The 22,800-nt window shown below is 57.8% G+C and carries 21 protein-coding genes and 1 tRNA gene; 4 read left to right on the forward strand and 18 right to left on the reverse strand.

Going from position 1 to position 22,800, the window contains the following annotated elements; genetic code table 11:
* Nucleotides 1–131: 131 nt before the first annotated feature.
* Entirely contained in the window at nucleotides 132–1,763 is a 1,632-nt protein-coding gene (locus M0G74_RS09490) for a glycosyl hydrolase family 18 protein (protein ID WP_248216353.1), read from the reverse strand.
* Nucleotides 1,764–1,844: 81 nt separating this feature from the next.
* Nucleotides 1,845–4,283, reverse strand: coding sequence for a glycosyl hydrolase family 18 protein (locus M0G74_RS09495; protein ID WP_248216354.1), 2,439 nt, complete (start codon nucleotides 4,281–4,283; stop codon nucleotides 1,845–1,847).
* A 396-nt stretch (nucleotides 4,284–4,679) separates the two neighbouring features.
* Between M0G74_RS09495 and M0G74_RS09500 the strand changes: the two genes are divergently transcribed.
* Entirely contained in the window at nucleotides 4,680–5,771 is a 1,092-nt protein-coding gene (locus M0G74_RS09500) for a PaaI family thioesterase (RefSeq protein ID WP_248216355.1), read from the forward strand.
* Nucleotides 5,772–5,793: 22 nt separating this feature from the next.
* Here the strand turns inward: M0G74_RS09500 and M0G74_RS09505 are convergent, their stop codons facing one another.
* The 11 genes from M0G74_RS09505 to M0G74_RS09555 form a co-directional block, all read right to left on the reverse strand.
* Nucleotides 5,794–6,399: a YigZ family protein gene (locus M0G74_RS09505; RefSeq protein WP_248216356.1), complete on the reverse strand. Its 606-nt coding sequence runs from the start codon at nucleotides 6,397–6,399 to the stop codon at nucleotides 5,794–5,796.
* The gene (locus M0G74_RS09510) at nucleotides 6,362–6,943 is read right to left on the reverse strand and encodes a DsbE family thiol:disulfide interchange protein (RefSeq protein WP_248216357.1); all 582 of its coding nucleotides are present in this window, start codon (nucleotides 6,941–6,943) and stop codon (nucleotides 6,362–6,364) included. Before M0G74_RS09510 ends, M0G74_RS09505 begins: the two co-directional genes overlap by 38 nt.
* Nucleotides 6,944–7,041: 98 nt before the next feature.
* Nucleotides 7,042–9,039, reverse strand: coding sequence for a heme lyase CcmF/NrfE family subunit (locus M0G74_RS09515; RefSeq protein ID WP_248216358.1), 1,998 nt, complete (start codon nucleotides 9,037–9,039; stop codon nucleotides 7,042–7,044).
* Complete coding sequence (locus M0G74_RS09520; protein ID WP_248216359.1) at nucleotides 9,036–9,485, reverse strand: cytochrome c maturation protein CcmE; 450 nt, start codon at nucleotides 9,483–9,485, stop codon at nucleotides 9,036–9,038. Before M0G74_RS09520 ends, M0G74_RS09515 begins: the two co-directional genes overlap by 4 nt.
* 41 nt (nucleotides 9,486–9,526) lie before the next feature.
* Nucleotides 9,527–9,760 (reverse strand): heme exporter protein CcmD, encoded by a 234-nt coding sequence (gene ccmD / locus M0G74_RS09525; protein ID WP_160153963.1) that lies wholly within the window; start codon nucleotides 9,758–9,760, stop codon nucleotides 9,527–9,529.
* 10 nt (nucleotides 9,761–9,770) lie between these two features.
* Complete coding sequence (locus tag M0G74_RS09530) at nucleotides 9,771–10,541, reverse strand: heme ABC transporter permease (RefSeq protein WP_248216360.1); 771 nt, start codon at nucleotides 10,539–10,541, stop codon at nucleotides 9,771–9,773.
* A 69-nt stretch (nucleotides 10,542–10,610) separates the two neighbouring features.
* Nucleotides 10,611–11,303 (reverse strand): heme exporter protein CcmB, encoded by a 693-nt coding sequence (ccmB, locus tag M0G74_RS09535; RefSeq protein WP_248216700.1) that lies wholly within the window; start codon nucleotides 11,301–11,303, stop codon nucleotides 10,611–10,613.
* Between the two features lie 97 nt (nucleotides 11,304–11,400).
* Nucleotides 11,401–12,090, reverse strand: a complete 690-nt coding sequence (gene ccmA, locus M0G74_RS09540; protein ID WP_160153965.1) for a cytochrome c biogenesis heme-transporting ATPase CcmA — start codon at nucleotides 12,088–12,090, stop codon at nucleotides 11,401–11,403.
* Between the two features lie 33 nt (nucleotides 12,091–12,123).
* Nucleotides 12,124–13,893 carry a SpoIIE family protein phosphatase gene (locus M0G74_RS09545; protein WP_248216361.1) on the reverse strand — a complete coding sequence of 590 codons (1,770 nt, stop codon included), beginning with the start codon at nucleotides 13,891–13,893 and terminating at the stop codon, nucleotides 12,124–12,126.
* A gap of 11 nt (nucleotides 13,894–13,904) precedes the next feature.
* Nucleotides 13,905–14,249: an STAS domain-containing protein gene (locus tag M0G74_RS09550; protein ID WP_160153967.1), complete on the reverse strand. Its 345-nt coding sequence runs from the start codon at nucleotides 14,247–14,249 to the stop codon at nucleotides 13,905–13,907.
* A 315-nt stretch (nucleotides 14,250–14,564) separates the two neighbouring features.
* Nucleotides 14,565–14,738 (reverse strand): hypothetical protein, encoded by a 174-nt coding sequence (locus tag M0G74_RS09555; RefSeq protein WP_160153968.1) that lies wholly within the window; start codon nucleotides 14,736–14,738, stop codon nucleotides 14,565–14,567.
* 454 nt (nucleotides 14,739–15,192) lie between these two features.
* On the opposite strand from M0G74_RS09555, the gene M0G74_RS09560 reads away from it, so the two are divergent.
* A tRNA-Arg gene (locus tag M0G74_RS09560) sits at nucleotides 15,193–15,268 on the forward strand.
* 26 nt (nucleotides 15,269–15,294) lie between these two features.
* Here M0G74_RS09560 and M0G74_RS09565 read toward each other — a convergent pair.
* Nucleotides 15,295–16,365 (reverse strand): isoaspartyl peptidase/L-asparaginase, encoded by a 1,071-nt coding sequence (locus M0G74_RS09565; RefSeq protein ID WP_248216362.1) that lies wholly within the window; start codon nucleotides 16,363–16,365, stop codon nucleotides 15,295–15,297.
* 108 nt (nucleotides 16,366–16,473) lie between these two features.
* On the reverse strand, nucleotides 16,474–17,370 hold the full coding sequence (locus M0G74_RS09570) for a LysR family transcriptional regulator (RefSeq protein WP_248216363.1): 897 nt from the start codon (nucleotides 17,368–17,370) through the stop codon (nucleotides 16,474–16,476).
* A gap of 157 nt (nucleotides 17,371–17,527) precedes the next feature.
* On the opposite strand from M0G74_RS09570, the gene M0G74_RS09575 reads away from it, so the two are divergent.
* Both M0G74_RS09575 and M0G74_RS09580 read left to right on the forward strand, forming a co-directional pair.
* Nucleotides 17,528–18,748, forward strand: coding sequence for an acyl-CoA dehydrogenase family protein (locus M0G74_RS09575; protein WP_248216364.1), 1,221 nt, complete (start codon nucleotides 17,528–17,530; stop codon nucleotides 18,746–18,748).
* A gap of 13 nt (nucleotides 18,749–18,761) precedes the next feature.
* Complete coding sequence (locus M0G74_RS09580; RefSeq protein WP_248216365.1) at nucleotides 18,762–19,808, forward strand: phosphotransferase; 1,047 nt, start codon at nucleotides 18,762–18,764, stop codon at nucleotides 19,806–19,808.
* Between the two features lie 189 nt (nucleotides 19,809–19,997).
* On the opposite strand, the gene M0G74_RS09585 is transcribed toward M0G74_RS09580, so the two are convergent.
* From M0G74_RS09585 to M0G74_RS09595, 3 genes are read right to left on the reverse strand one after another with little or no spacing between them, the layout of a single operon-like run.
* On the reverse strand, nucleotides 19,998–20,771 hold the full coding sequence (locus tag M0G74_RS09585; protein ID WP_248216366.1) for an SDR family oxidoreductase: 774 nt from the start codon (nucleotides 20,769–20,771) through the stop codon (nucleotides 19,998–20,000).
* A 30-nt stretch (nucleotides 20,772–20,801) separates the two neighbouring features.
* Nucleotides 20,802–21,593: an enoyl-CoA hydratase-related protein gene (locus tag M0G74_RS09590; protein WP_248216367.1), complete on the reverse strand. Its 792-nt coding sequence runs from the start codon at nucleotides 21,591–21,593 to the stop codon at nucleotides 20,802–20,804.
* A gap of 24 nt (nucleotides 21,594–21,617) precedes the next feature.
* Nucleotides 21,618–22,781, reverse strand: coding sequence for a CaiB/BaiF CoA-transferase family protein (locus tag M0G74_RS09595; RefSeq protein WP_248216368.1), 1,164 nt, complete (start codon nucleotides 22,779–22,781; stop codon nucleotides 21,618–21,620).
* Nucleotides 22,782–22,800 lie beyond the last annotated feature (19 nt).

Consider the following 22,800-nt stretch of genomic DNA (forward strand, 5'->3'; position numbering starts at 1 on the left):
AGAAAAGGCTCACACGAAAGTGTGGGCCTTTTTTGTATGTGCTTCCTGCCTCAGAGCGACAAGAAAAAGCTCACACCAGGGTGTGAGCTTTTTATATTTACGCCGACACTGCATTTACACGGATGCTTTACTCAAAGCGAATCCAGATACGCCCGGTGCTCTGTCGAAAATTCAAAGCTATTGAATTTATCCCAGTTGATTGACCAGGTCATCAGCCCCCGCAGTCCGGTCCAACCGGTACTGGTATGCGGTGTGTAGGTGGTGCACCCCTGCAGCTTCACTAAACAGTTGAGTGCAGTGTGCACTTCACTCACCGAGGTAAATCCCCCACCCGCGTTCACATTCGCCGGCAACCCGATTAGAACCTGATCTTGCCGCAGCGGCGGGAAGAAATAATTCGGATCGCCGCCGACGTTAAAGCCCGTCAACACCATATCTGCCATGGCAATATGAAAATCCGCTACGCCCATGGTGTGATACTGATCATCAAGACCGATGATGGCACCGGAGTTGTAGTGCTGCACCTGCAGCCAATCCAGATCATCGCGCATGGCGTGAATCACCGGCAGATACGCACCCGCGCGCCGGTCACAGCCCGAGCAAGAGCCACCGTAAAAGCTGTAACCCAGCTGCACGAAAAAGGTTTCCGGAGCCATGGTAAGCATGAATGCTTCACCGTAATGGGATTTCAATGCCTGAAGTGCTTCGATCAAATGCACAATCACCGGCGTTGTCGGATTGCGGAAGTCGACATCACCTGCGTTCAACTCTAGGGAGTGCCCCTCAAAGTCCACATCCAAACCATCAAATCCGTAACGATCGATGATTTCGATCATCGAGCGGACAAAATTGTCTCGCGCCTGAGCCGTTTCCAGTCGCACCTGACCATTGGCACCGCCAATACTGATAATGATTTTTTTGCCCGCCGCTTGCTTGGACTGAACCCCCGCCCTGAACTGCTGCTCATCAAACAGCGGATCCAGCGTGAAGCCGATTTCGCCAGGCGCAGCACCGGTAGGCTCCGCAAATGACACATTGATTGCATCAAAGGCATCGGACACCTCGGCAATGGGAATCACACCAGAACCATTGTCAAAGTTGTGCCAGTAGCCCGAGATGATCCGATCACTATTACCACCGCTGGACCCTCCCGAAGAACTACCAGACGAAGAACCGGATGATGAAGAACTACCCGATGAACTGCTGGATGAACTACTAGACGTACCACCGCAGCTCGCCACCTGGGTCCAGGCGTGCTCCCAATAGGTTCCCTCTCCCGGTGCATAGGCCCAGGCCGATGCCGACGAGCACCAGCCGGCAATATCACACTGATATTCATTGCCAAGATTCCGCACCCGCTCCCCCGCCACATAGGCAGTGCCGGCGACATAGTCCGGCGCAGTGCAACTACCGGCACCGGACGAACTGCCTGACGAGGATCCGGAAGAAGATGACGAGCTGGATGAAGAGCTTGAAGAAGAACTGGATGAGGAACTGGAGGATGAGCTGCCACCATCGCACTGTCCGGTAACACTCCACTCCTGCCACTGCCCGGAATACTGCGCGGGATTTTTCCCCTGACTCCACCAGTTCGCCTGATAGGCTGTGCCATCATGCTGCACCTGAGCGCCACCGTTGTAGGCACCCGCGCTGTTCCAGGCAGGCAAACCAGAGCAATCGACTGCCGATGCGACGCTGGCAAGTGCGGAGAGTAAAATTCCCAGCCCCCACCGAAGGGCGACTGCCGTAAAAACCGTTTTCATAGCTTCACCATTATTTTTATTCAATGAAAATAACCAAGCACTGCGAAAATATCTTCGCAGTGCCTGATCAATACGAGGTTGTTATTGAAGTGGCGCGATCAGGGATTCACATTCCGCCACGGTGAGATTACGCCCGCAAACCGGTATCTGGTCCGCAGGGTTGCCGTCAGCGCTGTTACTGATCAACGGATTGCCCAGCACATGGTTAACCGTATTCAGGTTGTAGCCATTGTCCTGCTCTGCCATCCAGAAGAAGATACCGGCGAGACCATTGTCTTTTGCGTACTGCGCCTTGAGTGCAACGGTGCGTGGCGTTTCCACCGAAATAAACGCACCGATACTGTCATTGAACAGGTAATCAGCATTGGCTTCTTTGTCGGTATACAGCCAGTAACCATTGCGGGGCGCCATAGTGCGATCCAGATAATTCTGGTAGAGGTCATATCCCTCGATTACACCGGCCTCCCAGGAGCCCAGACCGGCCACGCCAAGAATCAGCTCCGCCCCTGTCCAGTTGCTGTCGCCGTAACTGCTGGAGCCCGTCAGCCCGTAGGTGTATTCGGAAATATCCCCGGGATTGGTGGCTTTGGAGCGATGATAATTGGCGGCCCCGATCATCAATTTGTTCGCGGGCACGCCCAGGCTCTTCAGGTAGTTCAGCGTCCAGTCCGCAGAGGTGCCTGCAGACGAGCCGACCGCCATCGGGTTGGTATACAACGGAGTATGGTGAGACAGCTCCCGCTCCCAGGCACCGGTTAGGTCGTAGGTCATGGCGTATAGCCGATCCATATAGGGGTGCACCTGCGGCCAGTCGATCTTTTCGAGACGGCCGAGGCCCGCGGGAATAGCGGAAGACAGGCGGTAGGATTTACCGGTTTTTTCTGACAGCCAGTCCATGCCCGCACGCAGCTCACGAATAAGCGTCACGTAATTTTCACCGTCGTCCTCCCGCGCCATACCGACCACGGCGCCATCACTTCCGGGGTACTCCCAATCAATATCGACGCCGTCGAAATCAAAACGCTCAAGGAAGTGCACCACGGAATCCACAAACACTTTGCGTCTTTCCGGGTCGTGCGCCATCCACGGAAAACCTTCCGACAGGGTCCAGCCACCCACAGAGAGATCCAGCTTCAATTGCGGATTCTCCTGGCGCAACTGATAAAGCACACCGAAAACACCACCTACCTTGTCTTTGTCGAGCTCGTACATGCTCTCTGTGCCGACCACTCCATTGGGCGCGACACCGACATCCCGCAGGAATGCAGCTTCAAAATCCGCTACCGCCACAGCACCATCGGGCAGGCCGCTCTGGTTGCAGGTGCGCATGACTGCGGCCGGTGCCGAAGTGGGGAATCCACCGTCCTGCTCATTTTTAGCATCGGGATAACAGATACCGGCAAAGCCGTACACAATACGGTGGAGGTTGGATGCGGGCAGCCTGGTGAAATCGTACTGGCGACCGTAAATGGCCCAATCACCGATATAGGTAACGATTTCGGTTCCCGCACTGAGGTCGTAGGTATTGTGTTGTAGCGCAAGGTTACCGGGAACCAGCTTGGAACCGCGCGCACCGTTGTCGACATCCAGGCCGCCATGATCGCCGCCATTGTCGGTAGATGGATTTACCCCTCCCCGGGTACCCGTGAGGGTAGATTGGCTGTCTGCAATACGGGCTGCCGCAATGGATCCGGTGTCATTCACCACGCCGGCATTCAGGTTGCCCTCAACCGGCTGTGGCTCGCCGTAATCAATGGTATTGGGAATCGGAACCGGGCAAAGCGCTTCATCCGGGTATCCCGCAGTTTCCCACTGGCCCGGGTAGGCGGTGTTATCCGGGGCGATGGAGTGGGTATCCACCAGTGCGCGATAAGCGACGCCCTGATAGGCAACCACACTACCGGCGGTATACAGGGTGCCCGTCTGCCATTCCGGCGCGCAGAAATAGGCGTCCGGCACTGTACCGCCACCACTGCCGCCACCGCTACTACTGCCTCCGGCGCAGGCTTCTGCTGTCGTTGCGCTCCACGCCTGCGCCCAGGCCCAGCCGACTCCGGGCTCATAGGCACTGTTACCAGACGAACACCAACCGGCGACGGAGCAGGCATAGAAGCCGCTGGCATTCGCCACCACATCGCCGGCAGCGTAGGCCGCACCCGCTATATACTGCTGACAGTCACCTCCACCGGAAGAGCTACCCGAGCTGCTACTGGTGCCGGAACTGGAACCTGAACTACTCGCGGTCCCTCCCGAGCTGGAACTGCTGCTGGAGCCCGGTGCGTCACAAGCACCCAGGTCACTCCAGGCGTGATTCCAGGCCCAACCGCTTCCCGGTGCATAAGCACTGCCCTGGCTGCACCAACCGCCCACATCACACTGGTAAGCGGTGCCTTCACTTTGCACCTGGCTGCCAGTGCTGTAACTGGCGCCGTCCTGATATTCCGGAATTTGACTGCAGTCGTAGGCCGCCACGGCGGTGCTGGCCAGCAAGCCACACAACAGCGCGCCCGATTTCAACATCCTTTTTATTGTTGTTTGTTGCATCTTGTCTTCTTCTCCCAGTCGAAGAGTCGGAGGAAAGCCGGGTGCACCACCCGGCTCCGATTAGAGAATTCAGTACTGCAAGGAATTTGCTCGATGGAGCGGAGGCGGTCGCCTCTTCTGAAGGCGTATTGCACAGATAACACTCTCAACTCGTGGTCGACAGCGCTGTCAAAATTGCGCCGAGCTGACAACGCTGTCAATCAACGGAGAGGGGATTGGCGACAGGAATTTCGAGAAATCTGCGGAGAATGCACTGCCGCACAAAAGGAGCACAAATTGGACGCCAGTGCGGTGGCGGGCAAGGCACCGGATTTTGCGTAGAGCCTGCGCATCGCGGACCCTAACATCAGGTTGTCACTCAAGGAGATGGTAATGGCGAACATCACCGACGAACCTTACCGCGGCGCTATCGCCGATCTGCGGGCTCTGCAGCAACCGGGACTGGATACCTTCAGGCGCTACATACACGGTGACCTTCCCTTGCCACCAATCTGGCGATTCACCGGCATGCACCCCACCGAGGCAGGGCTGGGAAAGGCCACTTTTTCCATGCCTGTAACCCCCTGGCTGGCGGACGGCACCGGGGTTTACTGGGGCGGAATTTACGCACTGTTTGCGGATTCACCGCTGGCCTCTGCGATCTGGACCACGCTTCCTCCCGCCAAGGTATTGACCACATCGGAGCTCAATATCAGCTATGTGCGTCCGCTAACGGAGCAGACCTCAAGCATTATTGGCCATGCAGAAACCGTGCACTCGGGGAGCCAGGTGGGTCTGTCGACGGTGCGCATCAGTGACCACCAGGGGCGCACCCTCGCCTTCGGCAGTTCGCGCTGTCTGATTGCAGACTTCCCGGTGGATCAAAGTGAACAATTTCCGCCGCCAGATTTAGGACCAACCAACCCGCAGGACCCTTATCTCCGCCCCGTGCCTCTATCGGACTTCTGCACCTTGAGTGAATTCGGGGACGCCACCCCCATTGAACTGCAGCGAGCGACCATACGCGAAGGGCGCTCACATCCCATCTGGAACTTCACCGGCTATCGCGCCACACAAATTGATGATGGGGTATGCCAATCAACACTGCCCTCGTCACCCTGGTTTTCCAACGGGAGTTTCTCGATTAATGGCGGGCTGCTGGCCTGGGCGGCAGATTTCACCATGGGCGCTGCGGTCTATTCGACCCTGCCTGCCGGGGATATTTTCGCGAACCTGGACATGCATATTCGCTTTACCCGCCCGGCCAATATTGACTCGGGCCCATTAACACTGACAGGCAAAGTACATCACCGCGGTCGGCAGCTGCGGGTTTCCTCCTGCGAAATCCTGAACGCAGAAGGCAAACGGGTGGCAATGGCCACCGGATCAGCACTAGTACTGCCAGGGGGCGCGAGATTACTGAGTGAAGGGGTAAAACCGGAAGACATTATTGCATCGGCGACAGCAACCCAAACTTCAGCCTGAATCGCTACTGGCAGCCTGGTTTCTAGTGGGGCTCCAGCGTCTTGCACGCAATGCCTTCGGCCTGCAGCTGTGCCTTGAGCGCGGGCCACTGATCGGCGGGCAACTGGATCGGCAACTGCACTTTGTCACTGTAAGCGGCGTCGTTACAGCTGCCCAGGTGCTGAGAGATGAGAAAACGCACTCGCGATTCTTCCGAAAAATCGCAACAGACCTCTGCATTGATCAACGGGATAAATGTTTTCAATTCCGCCTGCTGCAGGGCTGCACCGACCGCTCCGCGGTAGGCCCGCATCAAGCCCCCTACTCCTAGCTTGGTGCCGCCAAAGTAGCGAGTCACTATCGCACCAACATTGCCAACCCCCTGCTTCAGCAATAGCTCCAGCATTGGCCGACCGGCACTTCCGCCGGGCTCACCATCGTCACCGGCCTGCATGGTATCGGGGTTGGAGGGATTGCCGATGACCAGCGCGGTGCAGTGATGGGACGCGTCCGGATACTCACTGCGAACTTTTTCCAGCACATGCAAAAAAGCCGCTTTATCGGTTACTGGTCCTAACCAGCAGATAAAGCGGCTCTTCTTTTCTTCGGTTTCAGTGACAACGGGAGAGCAGGGAATCTGATAGCTCACCGGAAAACTCATCCCAGGATTGTGTCTGTAAGCGCTCATACAACGGCTGCAGCTTGGTCTGCCAGATGCGGTCATCGACTACACCTACATGTTTACAGCGAATGGTGCCGCCGGCGTCCACCAGGAAAGTCTCCGGCGCGCCAAAAACACCGAGATCCATGGCCAGGCGCCCTTCCTCATCAGACACGGAAAACAGGTAGGGGTTGTGGAATTTTTCCAGCCATTTCTGCGCAGCTTCGTTTTCGTCTTTGAGATTGATACCGACGATCGGCACACCCTCTTCCGCCAGCTTGTTCAGGTACGGATGCTCCACCCGGCAGGAAACACACCAGGTCGCCCACACATTCAACAGCAACGGCTTTTGCGGGAGGTCCGATTTCTTCAGCTCACGATTGGACTCCACATCCAGCAGCGCAAACTCCGGCACCGGCTTGTTCAGCAGTGCCGACGGCATATCCTGAGGGTTCAGGGACAGGCCACGCCAGAAAAGTACTGCCAGCGCAGCGAAGATGATCAGCGGTAAAAAAAGTTTCAACCTTGCCATCAGGTTTGTGTTCCCAGTTACTTCTTTTCGGCCTTCCCGGCCACACCCACGCAAGCCTGCGCAGCCGACAGAATAAGACGCCGCAGACTTGCTGCGACTCAAGTTCCCGCGAGAGAGCGGCCGCCCACCGCAGACGCCTTGTTGGCCTGCGCTACTTTCACTTTGCGGTACCGCTTGTCGGCAACGGCGATTGCCCCACCCAGGGCCATCAACGCTGCGCCCAACCAGATCCAGACAACGAAAGCTTTGTACTGCAGGCGCACCGCCCAGTCGCCACCGATATGGTTTTTATCCAGCGGGTCGCCCAGTGCGACATAAAGGTCGCGGAACAGCGTAGTGTCGATGGCGGCCTCGGTCATCACATTGCCACCCGACAGGTACTGGCGTTTTTGCGGGTGCAACTCGGCGGTAACCTTACCGTTCCGGCGAACCACAACCACACCTTCGGAAGCGCGGTAATTGGGGCCCCTCACCTGACGCACACCCTCAAAGGTGAATTCGAAACCGGACATTTCCGCGCTCTGCCCCGGTGACATCCGCAAGTCTTTCTCAATGCTGTAGACGGAAGTCAGTGCAACGCCCAGCACGGAAAGCGCGAGGCCAATATGGCCAAGATGCATACCGTAATAACTGGCCCGCTGGCGCTTCAAGCCCGACCACAGGGAGTCAGCATTGCGAGACTTAGCCAGGATATCGGCCACGCTGGCAGCTATGACCCACAAACCGGCAAACAACCCGAGCATGGCGCCCCAGTGAAAATCACCAGCAAGCAGTGTGAGCAGCGGAGCGCCGATTGCGGCGACCAGTGCCGGCAGGCCCCAGGCTTTCACCAGTTTGGGCAACTGGCTGTCTTTCCAGTTTGCATGAATACCCATGCCCAGCAAAACGCAAAGTACCAACATCAGAGGCACAAAAAACAGATTGAAGAACGGCGGCCCAACACTGATTTTGCCCCAGCCAAGCGCGTCCGCCAGCAGTGGGTAGAGCGTGCCCGTGAGCACCATCCCCATGATCAGCACCAGTACCAGGTTATTACCCAGCAGGAAGGTCTCCCGCGCGCGGAAAGAAAAAACGCTGCCGGCGCTTACTGCGGGTGCACGCAGGGCAAACAGAAGTAGCGAAGCCCCCACCACGATGGCCAGGAACGCCAGGATAAAACCACCGCGCAGCGGGTCAGTAGCAAACGCGTGTACCGAGGTCAGCACACCGGAGCGCACCAGAAAGGTTCCCAGCAGGCTCAGGCTGAACGCAAAAATAGACAGCAGAATGGTCCAGCTGCGGAAGAGTCCGCGCTTTTCGGTAACCGCCAGTGAGTGCAGTAATGCGGTGCCCACCAGCCAGGGCATAAAAGAGGCATTCTCCACCGGATCCCAGAACCACCAGCCGCCCCAACCCAGCTCGTAGTAGGCCCACCAGCTGCCCAACGCGATACCGAGGGTGAGGAAAGACCAGGCAACTGCGGTCCATGGACGCGCCCAACGGGCCCAGGCGGCATCAAGTTTGCCCTCCAGCAGTGCCGCGATGGCAAAGGCAAAGGCCACCGAGAAACCCACATACCCCATATACAGAAGCGGCGGGTGAATGATCATCCCCGGGTCCTGCAGCAGCGGGTTGAGGTCGCCCCCATCCGCCGGCGGAAATGGCAGGATGCGGTCAAAGGGATTGGATGTAAGCAGGATGAACAGGAAAAAACCGATCAGCAGCATTCCCAGCACCGAGAGCACTCGAGCCACCAGCACCGCCGGTAACTGCCGGCTGAACAGGGCCACCGCCGCCGTCCAGCCTGCGAGCATCAGCAACCACAGCAGGATTGACCCCTCGTGGCCACCCCAGACCGCCGTCACCTTGTACACCATCGGCAGAATGCTGTTGGAGTTCTGGGCGACGTAGGCAACGGTAAAATCGCTGTTCACAAAGGCGACCGTCAGGCATACAAACGCCAGCGCGGTAAACGTCAACACCCCCAATGACAGGGGGCGAGCGGTATCCATCCACAAAACCCGGCCGGTATAGGTGCCCAGGATTGGCACTACCGACAGCGCCACCGATAGCAACAGGCCGACAATCAGGGCGAAGTGCCCCAGCTCAGGACTCATATCTTGGCGCCCCCTTGACAGGTCACTTCGCCGCGCATGGACTCAGCCACTTCCGGTGGCGTATAGGACTCATCGTGCTTCGCCAGTACCTGATCCGCGCGCACATAACCGCCCTGCTCAAGCTTGCCTGTCACAACCGCAGCCTCACCTTCGGCAAAAAGGTCCGGCAGGATTTTGTCGAACACCACTTCCAGCTCGGCTTCGCCATCGGTGATGGCAAATTTCACATCGAGTGAATTGCCGTCGCGCACGATACTGCCGGGCACCACGCAGCCACCGGCCCGGATGCGCTTCTCAAATGGCACTTCGCCGGCAGCGAAGGCGCTGGGCGCATAGAAATAGTCCATGTTCGAGCGCATGGCGTAGGTCACGAAACCAATAGCGGCACTGGAGAGTACCACCAGGAGGAGCACCAGAATCAGGCGCTGTTTACGGGCTGGATGCATGCTTGTCCTGCTTAATCAATAAAGTTCGGTGGCGGAAGGGTTCAGCCCGCCGGTTCCGGTTGTGGCTGCTGTTCGCGGCTCGCCTTGGCTCTGCGGCGGGCTTCTTCCTGGCGCAGCTGGCGGGCAAATTCCTGCCGCATCTTGCGCTGGCGCAGCAGAGGCGCGACGGCCAGGGTGCCCAGTACCAGAATGGCCACTCCGTAGGAGGCCCAGACATAGGGGCCGTGTCCGTTCATGGCCAGGAAACTGGCCAAACCATCAAATTGAAATTGCATGGTTGCCTCCTCAGGCCCTGGCTGCGCTGCTGGATTGCGCTGCGGGCTGCCCCATGAGCTCACGCACCCACTGGGTCCGCCACTCGCGCTGCAGGATCAGGGTGCGGGTGTGCAGGGTCAGCACCCAGGCATAAAAAAGGTAAAACCCGGCGATCATGGTGATCAACGGGTAGAACATACTCGGATCGATGGTGCTGGCTTCGGTGAGTTTGAGCGTGGCGGGCTGGTGCAAGGTGAACCACCAGTCAACAGACTTGTAAATAATCGGGATATTCACCGTGCCCACCAGTGCCAACAGTGCACTGGCCTTATCGCCAGATTGCTCACGACTAAAAGCACCGGACAGGGCCATCACCCCCAGGTAGAGGAAAAACAGTAGCAACATGGAGGTAATGCGCGCATCCCAGACCCAGTAAGTACCCCAGGTGGGCTTGCCCCACACGGCACCGGTGAACAGCGCGATAAAGGTCAGCGCGGCTCCGATAGGCGCCGCCGCACGCATGACCACAAACGACAGCTTCATTTTCCAGATCAGGCCGATGGCACCGCAGATTGCCATGATGTAATAGCCGGCCAGGGCGAGGAACGCCGCCGGCACATGGATATAGATGATGCGGTAGCTGTTGCCCTGCTTAGCATCTTGCGGCGCGAACCCGAGCCCCCAGACGCAGCCTACGGCCAGTAATAGCAGGCTGACAGCACCCAACCACGGCAGCCAGGCACTGGTTTTCTGATAAAACCAGCGCGGCGATCCTAATCTGTGAAACCATTGCCAGGACAATTTCTTTCTCCTATGTCCTTTTCTCACCTGAATGGCGCACCGCATGGCGCCATAAAGTGCGGAAAAGAATCAGTTTTCCAAGCTGATGCGGATAGCACCCGAAGCAGCCAGTGGTGCCAGTGCTGCCGCAGCGGTCAGTATGGCGCCAAGAATGGCCAGTTGCGGGCCGTAGCTGTAGCCATCCAGCGCCGCCTGCACTGTTCCAGTGCCAAAGATTAACACGGGCACATAAAGGGGCATAATGATCAACGCCAGCAACAGGCCCGGCCGCCGCAATGCCACCGTGAGTGCCGCGCCCACGGCACCAATCAGGCTGAGGCTGGCGGTGCCCAGGGCAAGGGAAATCATCAAGGGCCAGTAACCTGCGGCGTCCAGGTTCAACATCATCCCCAGCAACGGCGACAGAACCGCCAACGGTAATCCGGTCACTATCCAGTGCACCAGTACTTTGGCCAGTACCGGGAAATACAGAGGCTGAGCCTGCAGGGCCAACTGCTCCAGTGAACCGTCTTCATAATCACCGCGAAACAGTGATTCCTGCGATAACAGGGTCGCCAGCAAAGCCATTACCCAGATCAACCCCGCCGCCATGCGCGCCAGCATTTCCGGCTCAGGCCCTATCCCCAGGGGCATCATCGCCAGAACGGTCACGAAGAACAGCAGCGGATTGATGATTTCCGAGCGGCGCCGCACCGCCAGCGTCAGTTCGGTTCGAAACAGGGTATGGAACCCCGGAACGTGTACCGGATTCGCCACCGGTATTGATTTCACGGAAGACAAATTGATCCCGGACGCCCCAGTATCTGCAGGGGTGGATATAGAGGAGGATTTTGAAGCCGATAGGGACGTTGCCAGCTGCTCAGTCTCCATAGGCCACCTCCAGATCGCTCTGTTGGGGCTGGAAATCCGCCAGGTTGACCTTTGCCAGTGGCGCAATCCCGACCGGCTGGTGCGATGTCAGCAACAGGCTCCCGCCCTGCTCAAGGTGTCGATTCATCTGCGCTTCCAGACTGGCAACACCCGCAACATCGAGTGCCGCCAGTGGTTCATCCAGAATCCACAGGGGTTGAGCACCGGGCAGATACAAGCGCGCCAAAGCCACCCGCCGGTTTTGCCCGGCAGACAGCTGCTGACAGAGAAGATCTTCAAAACCGTAAAGCCCGACCTGCTCGAGCGCCGCCATTGCATCACCATGGGTCGCACCGTACCAAGCCAGGTTTTCCAGTGGCGTGAGTCCGCGGCGGACGCCGGCGTTGTGCCCGATATACAGAAGAGAGGCACGCATGGCAGTCAGCGCGCGCGGGTAAGCTTGCTCACCCCAGCAAATTTCGCCCCGGAAGTCGCTAGCGCTGCCGATCAAGGTGCGGATCAGGGTGCTTTTGCCGGCACCATTGGCACCCTCTACCTGCAGGGCGGTGCCCGGCGCCAGGGTGAAATTGAGGTCAGCAAACAGCAGGCGGCCGTCCCGCTCGCAAGAGAGATCGCGCGCAATCAACGACTGCCCGGCGGGACAACAACCACCAGGGTATTCTCGGGATTCTGAGGCCATTGCCCACCGCAACTGATGAAAAACTAATCGGTATTATACCGGCACTGACGGGCTTTGCATGGTTTTCCCGTCGTCACTGGCACTGCCATCACCGTCACCCCAGGCGATCTCGGCCTCAACCCGGCTGCTTCCCGGCGCGTAGTGCACCTGACGACAAACAGTCTGCAATAAGTCCAGACCGCGCCCGGAATAGATGCCCCTCGGCGCACGAACCTCCGGAAAACCCGTGCCGCTGTCTTCCACCGTCAAGGTCAGGAGGCCGCCGGTTTTGTGCTCACTACAGTGCACCGAAATACTCACCCATCCGTCACTCAGGCGACTGCGGCGCTCTGCCAGCAAGTCGTAATAGCGAATAAAGCCGTCATCGGTGCTCTTAATGGAGGAATCCAGTTCCAATACGCCGTGCTCCAGCGCATTGCGGAACAACTCGCCCAGCGCAATGGCGAGATCCTCCTGAAACCGGGCTGCGCCGGGCATCTGCCCGACCACACTCAAAAGATGCGGCAGCGGATCAGCCGCGCGCAGCTCCTCCTGCGAGAGCCTGAAATTCAGCGACCACTGTCCAACACGCCCGCCACGGCGATCCCCAGAGGGGTCCATTGCCGAGTAACCCCGTCTCTGCAGGGAGGCATCCGTCAGATCCAGTTCGACCAGGGAAAGATCGTCATGCTGCTCAGCAGCATGCGCGTTCACCGCCACCAGAATTTGATCGAATGCCTGAGAGCCTTTCCCGCAATCGGCCTGCAGCAACTGCAACAACCGCGACTCACCGAAGTGCTCCCCTTTACTGTTGCGTGCCTCGTGAATGCCGTCACTCCAAAGGTACAGCCGGTCACCGGGAAGGACCCGCAGGTTGACCACCGCCGCATCGATCTGATCGGTAGAAAGCACGCCAAATGGCAGGTGGCGGGACTCTAGCAAATGCAATTCACCTCCCTGGCGCTTCAGGCAGGGGCTCGGCATGCCCGCATTCAAAATCCGCAAGTGCTGGCGCCGGGGATCCAGCTCCAACATGACCAGGCAGCAGAACATCTGCCGCGGCAGGATGCCGTAGAGTTTGCGGTTGATCTCCCGCAGAACCCGCGCCATGGAGAAGCCGCGCGGCACCATCGAATAGAAAATTGACGTGAGGGGCACCGCCCCCACCGCTGCCGCAAGGCCGTGACCAGCGAAATCTCCCAACATCAGCACTAATTTGCCATCCGGCGCATGTGTGGCCGCCAGCAAATCGCCGTTAAGAACCGCGCGGGGAGAAAGGTGATAGCGAATTGCGGGCGTGTCATCCAGGCAGCTCTCATTACCGAGATTGCCGAAAATTTCCCGCGCGTTGGCCTGCTCCTGAAGGAAGTCGGCGTGGTGACGACGCAACCGGTCCCGCTGCGCCATCAGAGAGCGGCTGAACTCGCAGAACCGGCGAATGGAGGCCAGCTTGAGCTCCACCAGCGCCGGGCTGTATGGCTTGGTGAGGATGTCGTCGCAATCCTGTAAAAAGGTTGCCTCGGCTCCGACATCCGATTCCTCCAGAACGAAGAGAATCGGCACCGGCTCAATCCCCGTGCACTGGCGCAACTGCCGGATTTCGTCACTGCTGGCATTTCTGGCTGCCCGCGGCCCAAAAATCAGTAAATTGGGCGCAAACTCTTCATAGATCTCCAGCGCCTCGATGCTACCCAGGACAAGCTGAACCGACGCTGGAAGTGCGCTGCCGCTGGCGCTGGTGTATTGCCAGTTGTGGATGATCTGGCGCAGCGCTGCCCCCTCGCGGGCATCGCTTTCGACTATGAGAACCTGGAACGCAGACATGTAGAAAGGGATCAGCGAATGCTGAAAATTCGGTCGAAATTGGACACCGATAGAATGTGGGAGACATGGGCATTGGCATTCATCAGCTCAACCCTGGGCTGAAAGCCTTCTCGACCCATTTCCACACAATAGTCACGCAATAACAGAAGCATACCCAGAGCAGCACTGTCGAGATGATCGGTTGCGGAAAGGTCTACCAGAAAGACTTTGGGAGGCGGTGCCACATTGCGATAGGCCCGCTGAAATTCCCGGTGCAAGTTAAAGTCAAAGTTACCGACCACACGGATAACCAGCGCTTCCCCGCTGTCAGAAACTTCCGAAGTAACCCGGTTTTCAAACCTCTCGGAAACCACCATCTGAAGGTCCTTTTTCTGCCCCTTCCCAATTCATCCAGTTGACGACCGATGCGGAAATCCGTTATCGGCCCGACCAATATACACCTCGCTGGTACACCTGCAAACCGGTCCTTTGGGTGGAGCCCCAGGGGACATTCAACCACCACCGCAGAGTGCCTCCTCCGCCCCAAATTAGAACCCCCAAATTGGAAAAGGGCGCCAATGGCACCCTTTTCTACCTGTCGCGGTATTGCCGAAGGCTACCCGACAGAATTTCATCTGTACCCGGGCCGGACCCGGTGCGTGTAAATTGACCTGATTAAAACCCCACCCGGCTTAGAAGTCGTACTGAAAATCCATCAGCTCCCTTCTGAGACGCATTTCCTCCAGCTTGTCTTCGACCATCCGGCGGGCATCCCTGGGACTGTTGGGAATCAGCAGAACATCTTCTGCCAGAGAAGATTCGGATTCATCAAAATCCATGTCATTTTCGATAACGTTGCCGCTCATAGAAAACTCCACAATCTCGATCTGCCAGGGCAGAAACACTTTGTCTGTTTTTGTTGTGCAATCGCAGATTAGCCAGCTACCGCTTTTCCGGTCAAGCAACTTTTTTGTTGCGGAAACAAGGTATTTCTCAGGGTTACAAAGTTCCCCGCAAAGGCATCAGGGACCGGTGAAAAGGTCTCCATACAAGCGCCGCAACTGGCGCAAAAATACCTGCAATTTGTTACCAGTTCGCGACAGTTTTTCTCCAGAATGATCCCGGAGAGCACCGGCAGTCAGCGGAGCACTGCGGTAACCAAAACTGTTCCGGCGTTACCGCTGGTTACACAACATTGGGCGAGCTGATGGAGTTGGCAGAATTGGTGAGATTGAAAGCAAAGCGTGGTGCCTGGATTTGCGCCCATGACAGCTGGCGCGCCAAGCGCTAGAATGGCCGCCCTGCCCACTCGGGCAGCACGTCCCCGTCGGTTAACCGGATAAACCACGGACCTCCTAAGTCCGGACTGCCCGTTCGAGTCGGGCCGGGGACGCCATCCTTCAAGTCGCGCCAATGCAGCGCTCAGTCGCGGCCGAAGATCGCCACCTCGGCGGCCTGCCCGGCCACCCGGCTTCCCCGATACATTCCCGACGTGTTGAAGGTCAATGCGATATTGCCCTTGGCATCCAGCACAATGACACCGCCAGTACCCCCCACCGGAAGCAACACCTGGTTGATCACCTCATCCGCCGCCTGCGCGACGGACTTGTTCTGGTAGGCAACACGGGTACAGATATCCGCCGCCACATTGTAGCGAATGAAGTACTCGCCGTGACCAGTGGCAGAAACGGCACAGGAGTTGTTGTCAGCGAAGGTACCGGCGCCGATTACCGGGGAGTCGCCGATACGTCCGTAGCGCTTGGCGGTCATCCCGCCGGTGGAGGTACCCGCAGCCAGGTTCCCGTGTTTATCCAGCGCCACCGCACCCACGGTGCCCATTTTGAACACTGCCGGTAATGCCTCTACCGCCGCCTGGTAATCCTTGTCCTGCTCGTTTTCTTTTTTCAGCTTTTCCCTGGCGCGCTCCAACTGCTGCCGCCGTTGCGGGGTATCAAAATCCCGGTTGTCGACCATAGGCACACCGCGACTTTTGGCAAATGCCTCTGCGCCCTCCCCAGCCAGCATCACAAACGGCGAGTCCTCCATCACCATCCGCGCAAGGTTGATGGGGTTGGCAATGTGCTGCACTCCGGCAACAGCTCCCGCCTGACGGTCGCGACCATCCATAATGGAAGCATCCAGTTCGTGGGTGCCTTCATAGGTAAATACCGCCCCTTTGCCCGCATTGAACAGGGGTGAATCTTCGAGAATGTTGATCGCCGCCACTACCGCGTCCAGGCTAGAGCCACCCTTCTCCAGCACGCCGTAGCCGGCATTGATTGCCTCCTCCAGCTTGGCGCGGTAGTCGCGCTCCTTTTCCGGTGTCATTTTCGACTTTTCAATGGTGCCGGCACCGCCGTGGATGGCGATGGCGAACGCAGGAGCCTCTGGCGTTTGCGCATGGGCACCGACATTGACGAGCACAAGACAAGCCCCCAGCCAGGCGTGTCTTTTCAGTTTTTGCCCCAGTGTTTTCATCATTGTTTTCATCATTGTTTTCACCATTAGTCTTTGCTTCACCGTTTTCTTCACTTTGGCGGCTACTCAATACCGTCGACGGCCTTCATTTCCCGCAGCTTTCCCCAGGCTAATCGAGCGCCGTCAGAGAACGGTTTGCGCCACCGCTTCCATCATCTCTCGCATCCAGCGGTTGGCCGGATCTTCATCGGCGTTGCGATGCCAGAATAGTTGCCAGCTCAGTGGCTCTACGGCAAAAGGCAATTCTGCCGTTTCCAATGGCAGAGTCTGCGCCAGCACTCGGGGTACCGTCCATAACAGATCAGTGCCCGCCGTAATGCGCGCCGCCACCAGATAATTCTGCACACGCATGGCGATCGTGCGCCGCAATCCCTGGGTGTGCAGCGCCAGCTCCACCTGCCCCCGTCCCTTGCGACGGCTCGAAACGTGCAAATGTTCCGCAGACAGGTAGTCGTCCATTGTAAGTCCGGTCGCTGCCAGTGGATGCCCAGGACGCATGGCGATTACATAAGGTAGCTGCCCCAAAGGCTTTTGCCCCAACTCCCGGGCATTCACCACCGGCGCATCGAGCAACAGGTCGATCATCCCCGCTTTCAGCTCCGCCGTGGCAGCCTCCCGCTCCACGTAATAACTGGTAATGGCTACCGACGGCGCGACTTTGCGGACCTCTTCGTGGAGGCGGGGCAACAGCAGTGACTCCGCAAGGTCGTTCATTCCCAGGCGAAATACTTTCTCCGAACGGGCGGGATCGAAACGCGCGTTACTGCCCACACTTCGCCCCAGCAACACCAGCGCCTGCCGTACATCCTTCACCACACTGTCCGCCACCGGCGTTGGGCTCATGCCCTCGCGGGTCTTTACAAACAGCTGATCATCAAAGGTCTGCCGCAGGCGGCCGAGGGCATTGCTGACCGCGGGTTGGGTCAGGTTCAGCAGCTGCGCCACCTTGGTCACACTGTGCTCCCGGTACAGTGCATCGAAGACCACAAACAGATTCAGGTCCACTTTTTCCAGTCGCATTTCCTTTCCCCCGTTCCCCTACTCGGCCGCCGCATCATTTCAACTAATGCAACCGCATAACTTTAATAAATTGGGATGATTACCCTCATTTTTTTATAGTGCTGGTAACACCCTGTCAACGACAGATTCCCGAAATTTCCGGTAGCGGAGCCCAGGCATGTTCCAGTTCAGCGATCTCTCCATGACCCTGCAGCATCAATTGCAGTCGTTTTTTGGCAAGCATATCTATCCGAACGAAATCCCCTACCGGGCACAACTGGCCGCCGCGGAAAACCGTTTTGCTCCACTGCCGTTAATGGACGAACTGAAACAACGGGCAAAAGATGCGGGCCTGTGGAATCTCTTCGTGCCCAAAACCCACGGCGAATACAGTGATTTCGGCGGTCTTTCCAATCTCGACTATGCGCCCCTGGCAGAACAGATGGGCCGCGTTATCTGGTCGCCGGAAGTGTTCAACTGCAATGCCCCGGACACCGGCAATATGGAAGTTTTTATGCGCTACGCCACCGATGCGCAACGCGCCCGGTGGCTCACGCCATTGCTCAATGGCGACATCCGCTCCTCCTACGCCATGACCGAGCCGCAGGTGGCCTCCTCCGACGCCACCAACATCGAACTGCGTATTCAGCGCGATGGTGACGAATGGGTGTTGAACGGGCGCAAATGGTTTATTACCGGCGCCCTCTACGAGCGCACAAAGATCCTGATCGTCATGGGCAAATCCGACCCGGACAATATCAACCGCCACAAACAGCAGACCCAGGTACTGGTCCCCAAAGACACCCCGGGAATCACCCTGGTGCGCCCGCTGACTACCCTCGGCTACGACGACGCCCCCATCGGCCACGCGGAAATCCGCTTCGACAATGTGCGGGTACCACTGGAGAACGTACTGCTGGGCGAAGGCCGCGGCTTCGAAATCGCCCAGGGGCGCCTCGGCCCCGGCCGCATCCACCACTGCATGCGCCTTATCGGCGCCGCCCAGCGCGCACTGGAAGAATCCTGCAAGCGGGTAGAAAGCCGCAGCACTTTCGGCCGCAAACTTAGCCAGCACCAGTCCGTGCGCGAAGACATTGCGAAAAGCTTTTCCGAAATCCAAATGGCCCGCTTACTGGTCCTGCAAACCTGCCAGAAAATGGACCAGGTCGGCTCGCGCGATGCCAGAGACATGATCGCCGCCAGCAAAATCAGCGTACCCAAAATTGTCCAGGACATTCTCGACCGCTGCATGCAAATACACGGCGCCGGCGGCCTCACCGAAGATTACTTCTTCGCCGAAGCCTTCAACTACGCCCGCTGGTGCCGCCAGGCCGACGGCCCCGACCAGGTCCACCAGATGGCGCTCGGCAAACAACTGATCGAACGCTACGGCCAATAAGCGGGGACAGAAAATGCAAAATAACCACAGCTTCGAGATCGACGAGCAGAAACTCGCCGACTACCTGCAAACCCAAATTCCACAATTTCGCGGTCCCTTAACCGCAGAAAAATTCGCCGGCGGCCAGTCCAACCCCACCTACCTGATCCGCGCCGCCAGCGACAACTACGTACTGCGCCGCAAACCCCCGGGCCAACTCCTAAAAAGCGCCCACGCCGTAGACCGCGAATACCGCGTAATCTCCGCACTGGAAAACACCGACGTCCCTGTAGTCAAAGTCCACCACCTGTGCGAAGACGACAACGTCATCGGCAGCATGTTCTACCTGATGGAATACATCGAAGGCCGCGTACTCTGGAACCCCGCCCTCCCCGATCTCGACAGCGAACAGCGCGGTGAAATCTACCAGGAAATGAACCGCGTCCTCGCCGCCCTGCACTCCGTAAACCTGAAACAAACCGGACTCACCGACTACGGCCGCCCCGGCAATTTCTACCAACGCCAGATCAACCGCTGGAGCCAGCAGTACCGCGCCTCGGAAACCGAGCAGATCCCGGAAATGGATCGACTGATTGAATGGCTCCCGAAAAACCTGCCACAGGAAGGCAGTGCAGACAAAACCACCCTCGTGCACGGTGACTTTCGTCTCGACAATATGATCTTCCACCCGACCGAGCCCAGAGTGCTCGCGTTGGTAGACTGGGAGCTTTCTACCCTTGGGCATCCGCTGTTTGATCTGGCTTACCAGTGCATGCAACTTCGTATGGGGCATGACAGTGTGCTGTCCGGGCTTGGGGGAATTGATCGTTCAGGTATTGGTATTCCCGGTGAGCGGGAGTACGTGGCGAGTTACTGCAAGCGGATGGGGCTAAAGGAAATTCCGCACTGGAATTTTTATCTAGCGTTTTGTTTTTTCCGCTTTGCGGCAATTCTCCAGGGAGTCAAGAAGCGCGCCCTGGATGGAAACGCTTCCAGCGAGAAGGCTTTGAAGATGGGGGAGCTGGTGCGCCCTCTCGCAGAAATGGGCATAGGCCAAATATCAGAAACAATAGATTCGTAAACTAAAGCATGAAAAGAAATCAGAAGTTTCCACGAAGGTGCGGATACCGGGTACAGCTTTGTGAGACCGTCTGCGGCCAGGACGGCCGCAGCCGAGCCCCCAGGGATGGGTTTACGGCGGGTCTCACAAAGCTGTACCCGGTAGCCGTACCGCCACCAAGCAAGAACCGAGCCTCGAAAGCAATTTAGCTCAAATAGGACTGAGAAGGCTCCCGCCATCCACCGGAAGTTCGATGCCGTTAACAAAACTCCCAGCATCACTGGCAAGCAACAGCAAAGGCCCAGCCAGTTCCCGATACTCCCCCAACCGCTGAGGCACAAGCCGGCGGATATACTCCCGCCCTCGCTCCGAAGCAAATTCCGACGCATTGATATCCGAAGCAAAATACCCGGGACACAAGGTATTCACCCGAACTCCATAACGCCCCAACTCCAACGCCATATTCCGCGTCAACTGCGCCAATGCCACTTTGGAAACGTTGTAATCCGTCTTCATAATCCCCGTACAGAGACTATAAATAGAACCTGTATTTATAATACACCCAGACTGCTGCGCCCGCATCCGGGCACCCGCCTGCTGCGCCACCCGCCAGGCCCCCTGCAGATTCACATTCAACAAATCCATCCAAACCGACTCATCCTGCTCAACAAACCGCTGCGGCTTCGTACTGATCCCCGCATTGTTCACCAGAATATCCAACCGCCCAACCATCCCATCCAGCGTCTCAAACGCAGCTTCCACACTCGCCCCATCGGCCACATCCATCGCCAACGCCCAGGCACTACCCCCGCGCTCCGCAATCCGATTCGCCAACGCCTCCAGCTTCTCAACTCTGCGCGCCGCCAGAATCACCTCAGCACCGGCATCCGCCAGCACCTCGGCAAAATAGGCACCCAGGCCACTGGACGCCCCGGAAATCAGCGCCGTCTTGCCGCGCAGAGAAAACAGTTCAGCAATATCCATCTCAATCCCCCCAGATCAAACAGACCGCGATCAGCAACCCTCAAACTCCGGCTTGCGCTTTTCAAAGAACGCCGTGGCACCCTCACGGAAATCCTTGCTGCGGAACAAACGATTCTGGATTTCCGCCTCCAGTGCCATTACCGACTCCAGATCGTAAGATTGCGCTTCCCGCAGAATCTGTTTCGAATACTGCAGAGTGAGCGGGGCCGCCGCACTCACCTGAGTTGCAAACTGTATTGCCTGGTTAACCAGACCCTCCGCCGGAACCACCCGGTTAGCAAGCCCCAACTCCACACAGTGAGTGGCAGAAAGCTTTTGCGAGAGTGCGATCATTTCATAGGTGCGCTTGCTGCCCAGTTGATCCAGCAGCAGCTTGTGTGCACCGCCATCGGGGATCAGGCTAATAGCACCGAAGGCCGAATAAAGGTAAGCGTCCTCCGCCATCACAATCAGGTCGCAGGCCAGCGCCAGCGAAGCACCCACACCGGCTGCGGCGCCATTAATCGCGCATACAAACGGTTTGGGAGATTTTTTGATGGCGAGGATCAACGGGTTGTACTCTTCATTGAGCACCCGCGTCACAAACCCATCCTGATCCGAGCCGGGCAGACGCTCAGTCAGGTCCGCACCGGCACAGAAGCCCGCACCCGATGCAGCCAGCACGACGGCACGCACATTGTCATCGGCACTGGCCCTGTTCACCGCCTCGCGCAATTCCAGGCGCAATTTCTGATTTAACGAGTTACGTACCTCCGGACGGTTCAGGGTAATGGTGGCAATCTGTTGATCGACGGTGTACAGCAGGGTTTCAAATAGTTGCATGACGGGAGTCCTGAAAATTCCGGGTTATGCCGTTTCCGGCGCGCGAGCGCAGGCAACAGTGCCGTCCGCTTCCAGTTGATCGATATCGTCTCCGCGAATACCCATAGCGGTGAGAATGGAACGGGTGTCCGCACCGGGTTGGCGACGACCGTGTAATACCGACGAGGGCGTGCGACTGAAACGCGGTGCCGGTGCCGGTTGCAGGTAACCGTCAATGGGCAGGTAACTGTCCCGCGCACTGTTGTGCGGATGATGCGGCGCCTCACTGGCACTCAGTACCGGGGAGACACAGGCATCGCTGTCTTCCAGCAGTGCACACCAGTCATCGCGGGTTTTCTGACGAAAGGCTTCTGCCAGCTCCTGCTTCAGGGACGGCCACTGACTGGGGTCATTCTGGGCGCTGCCGTTAAAAACGGTTTTGTCCAACCCCATCCGTTCAACAAATTGCGAAAAGAACTGCGGCTCGATGGAGCCCAGCGCCAGGTATTTTCCGTCACTGGTTTCGTAGGTGTCATAGAAGAACGCTGCACCATCCAGCAAATTAGTGCCGCGCTCGGCCAGATTCCACAACCCTACCGCATTGAAGCTGTGACACATCCACATCAGATTGGCGACGCCATCGACCATGGCCGCATCCACGACCTGCCCTTTTCCGGAGCGACCGGTTTCCAGCAGGGCCCCGAGGATCCCCATCACCAGGAACATGGAACCACCGCCAAAGTCACCGACCAGGTTCAATGGCAATACCGGCTTTTCACCTTTCGGGCCGATGGCGTGCAGGGCGCCGGTCAGGGCGATGTAGTTGATATCGTGGCCGGCGTTTTTTGCCAGCGGGCCATCCTGCCCCCAACCGGTCATACGACCGTAAATCAACTCGGGGTTGATCTCGAAACAGGGCTCGGGACCAATGCCGAGCTTTTCCATTACACCGGGGCGAAAACCTTCGATCAGTACATCGGCGGTTGAAACCAACTTGAGAAACAGTTCCCGACCACGATCACTTTTCAGATCCAGCACCACAGATTTTTTGCCCCGGCGGCTCATGTCTTTGGCATACATGGGATCGGCGTTTACACCGCGATCCACACAGATCACTTCCGCCCCCATATCCGCCAGTAACATACCGGCCATGGGGCAAGGCCCCATACCTGCCAGTTCAATCACCCGAAATCCACTCAATACGCCCATGACCGTCTCCTGTTACCCG

Source organism: Microbulbifer sp. CAU 1566, from assembly GCF_023156515.1.
In the GTDB taxonomy this organism is placed as follows: domain Bacteria; phylum Pseudomonadota; class Gammaproteobacteria; order Pseudomonadales; family Cellvibrionaceae; genus Microbulbifer.

What these genes read in the sequence shown, in the direction of transcription:
- M0G74_RS09490 (WP_248216353.1), bottom strand. Translation starts at nt 1,763, where the DNA reads ATGAAAACGGTTTTTACGGCAGTCGCCCTTCGGTGGGGGCTGGGAATT.
- M0G74_RS09495 (WP_248216354.1), bottom strand. Translation starts at nt 4,283, where the DNA reads ATGTTGAAATCGGGCGCGCTGTTGTGTGGCTTGCTGGCCAGCACCGCC.
- M0G74_RS09500 (WP_248216355.1), top strand. Translation starts at nt 4,680, where the DNA reads ATGGCGAACATCACCGACGAACCTTACCGCGGCGCTATCGCCGATCTG.
- M0G74_RS09510 (WP_248216357.1), bottom strand. Translation starts at nt 6,943, where the DNA reads ATGGCAAGGTTGAAACTTTTTTTACCGCTGATCATCTTCGCTGCGCTG.
- M0G74_RS09515 (WP_248216358.1), bottom strand. Translation starts at nt 9,039, where the DNA reads ATGAGTCCTGAGCTGGGGCACTTCGCCCTGATTGTCGGCCTGTTGCTA.
- M0G74_RS09520 (WP_248216359.1), bottom strand. Translation starts at nt 9,485, where the DNA reads ATGCATCCAGCCCGTAAACAGCGCCTGATTCTGGTGCTCCTCCTGGTG.
- ccmD (WP_160153963.1), bottom strand. Translation starts at nt 9,760, where the DNA reads ATGCAATTTCAATTTGATGGTTTGGCCAGTTTCCTGGCCATGAACGGA.
- ccmA (WP_160153965.1), bottom strand. Translation starts at nt 12,090, where the DNA reads ATGGCCTCAGAATCCCGAGAATACCCTGGTGGTTGTTGTCCCGCCGGG.
- M0G74_RS09545 (WP_248216361.1), bottom strand. Translation starts at nt 13,893, where the DNA reads ATGTCTGCGTTCCAGGTTCTCATAGTCGAAAGCGATGCCCGCGAGGGG.
- M0G74_RS09550 (WP_160153967.1), bottom strand. Translation starts at nt 14,249, where the DNA reads ATGGTGGTTTCCGAGAGGTTTGAAAACCGGGTTACTTCGGAAGTTTCT.
- M0G74_RS09555 (WP_160153968.1), bottom strand. Translation starts at nt 14,738, where the DNA reads ATGAGCGGCAACGTTATCGAAAATGACATGGATTTTGATGAATCCGAA.
- M0G74_RS09565 (WP_248216362.1), bottom strand. Translation starts at nt 16,365, where the DNA reads ATGATGAAAACAATGATGAAAACACTGGGGCAAAAACTGAAAAGACAC.
- M0G74_RS09570 (WP_248216363.1), bottom strand. Translation starts at nt 17,370, where the DNA reads ATGCGACTGGAAAAAGTGGACCTGAATCTGTTTGTGGTCTTCGATGCA.
- M0G74_RS09575 (WP_248216364.1), top strand. Translation starts at nt 17,528, where the DNA reads ATGTTCCAGTTCAGCGATCTCTCCATGACCCTGCAGCATCAATTGCAG.
- M0G74_RS09580 (WP_248216365.1), top strand. Translation starts at nt 18,762, where the DNA reads ATGCAAAATAACCACAGCTTCGAGATCGACGAGCAGAAACTCGCCGAC.
- M0G74_RS09585 (WP_248216366.1), bottom strand. Translation starts at nt 20,771, where the DNA reads ATGGATATTGCTGAACTGTTTTCTCTGCGCGGCAAGACGGCGCTGATT.
- M0G74_RS09590 (WP_248216367.1), bottom strand. Translation starts at nt 21,593, where the DNA reads ATGCAACTATTTGAAACCCTGCTGTACACCGTCGATCAACAGATTGCC.
- M0G74_RS09595 (WP_248216368.1), bottom strand. Translation starts at nt 22,781, where the DNA reads ATGGGCGTATTGAGTGGATTTCGGGTGATTGAACTGGCAGGTATGGGG.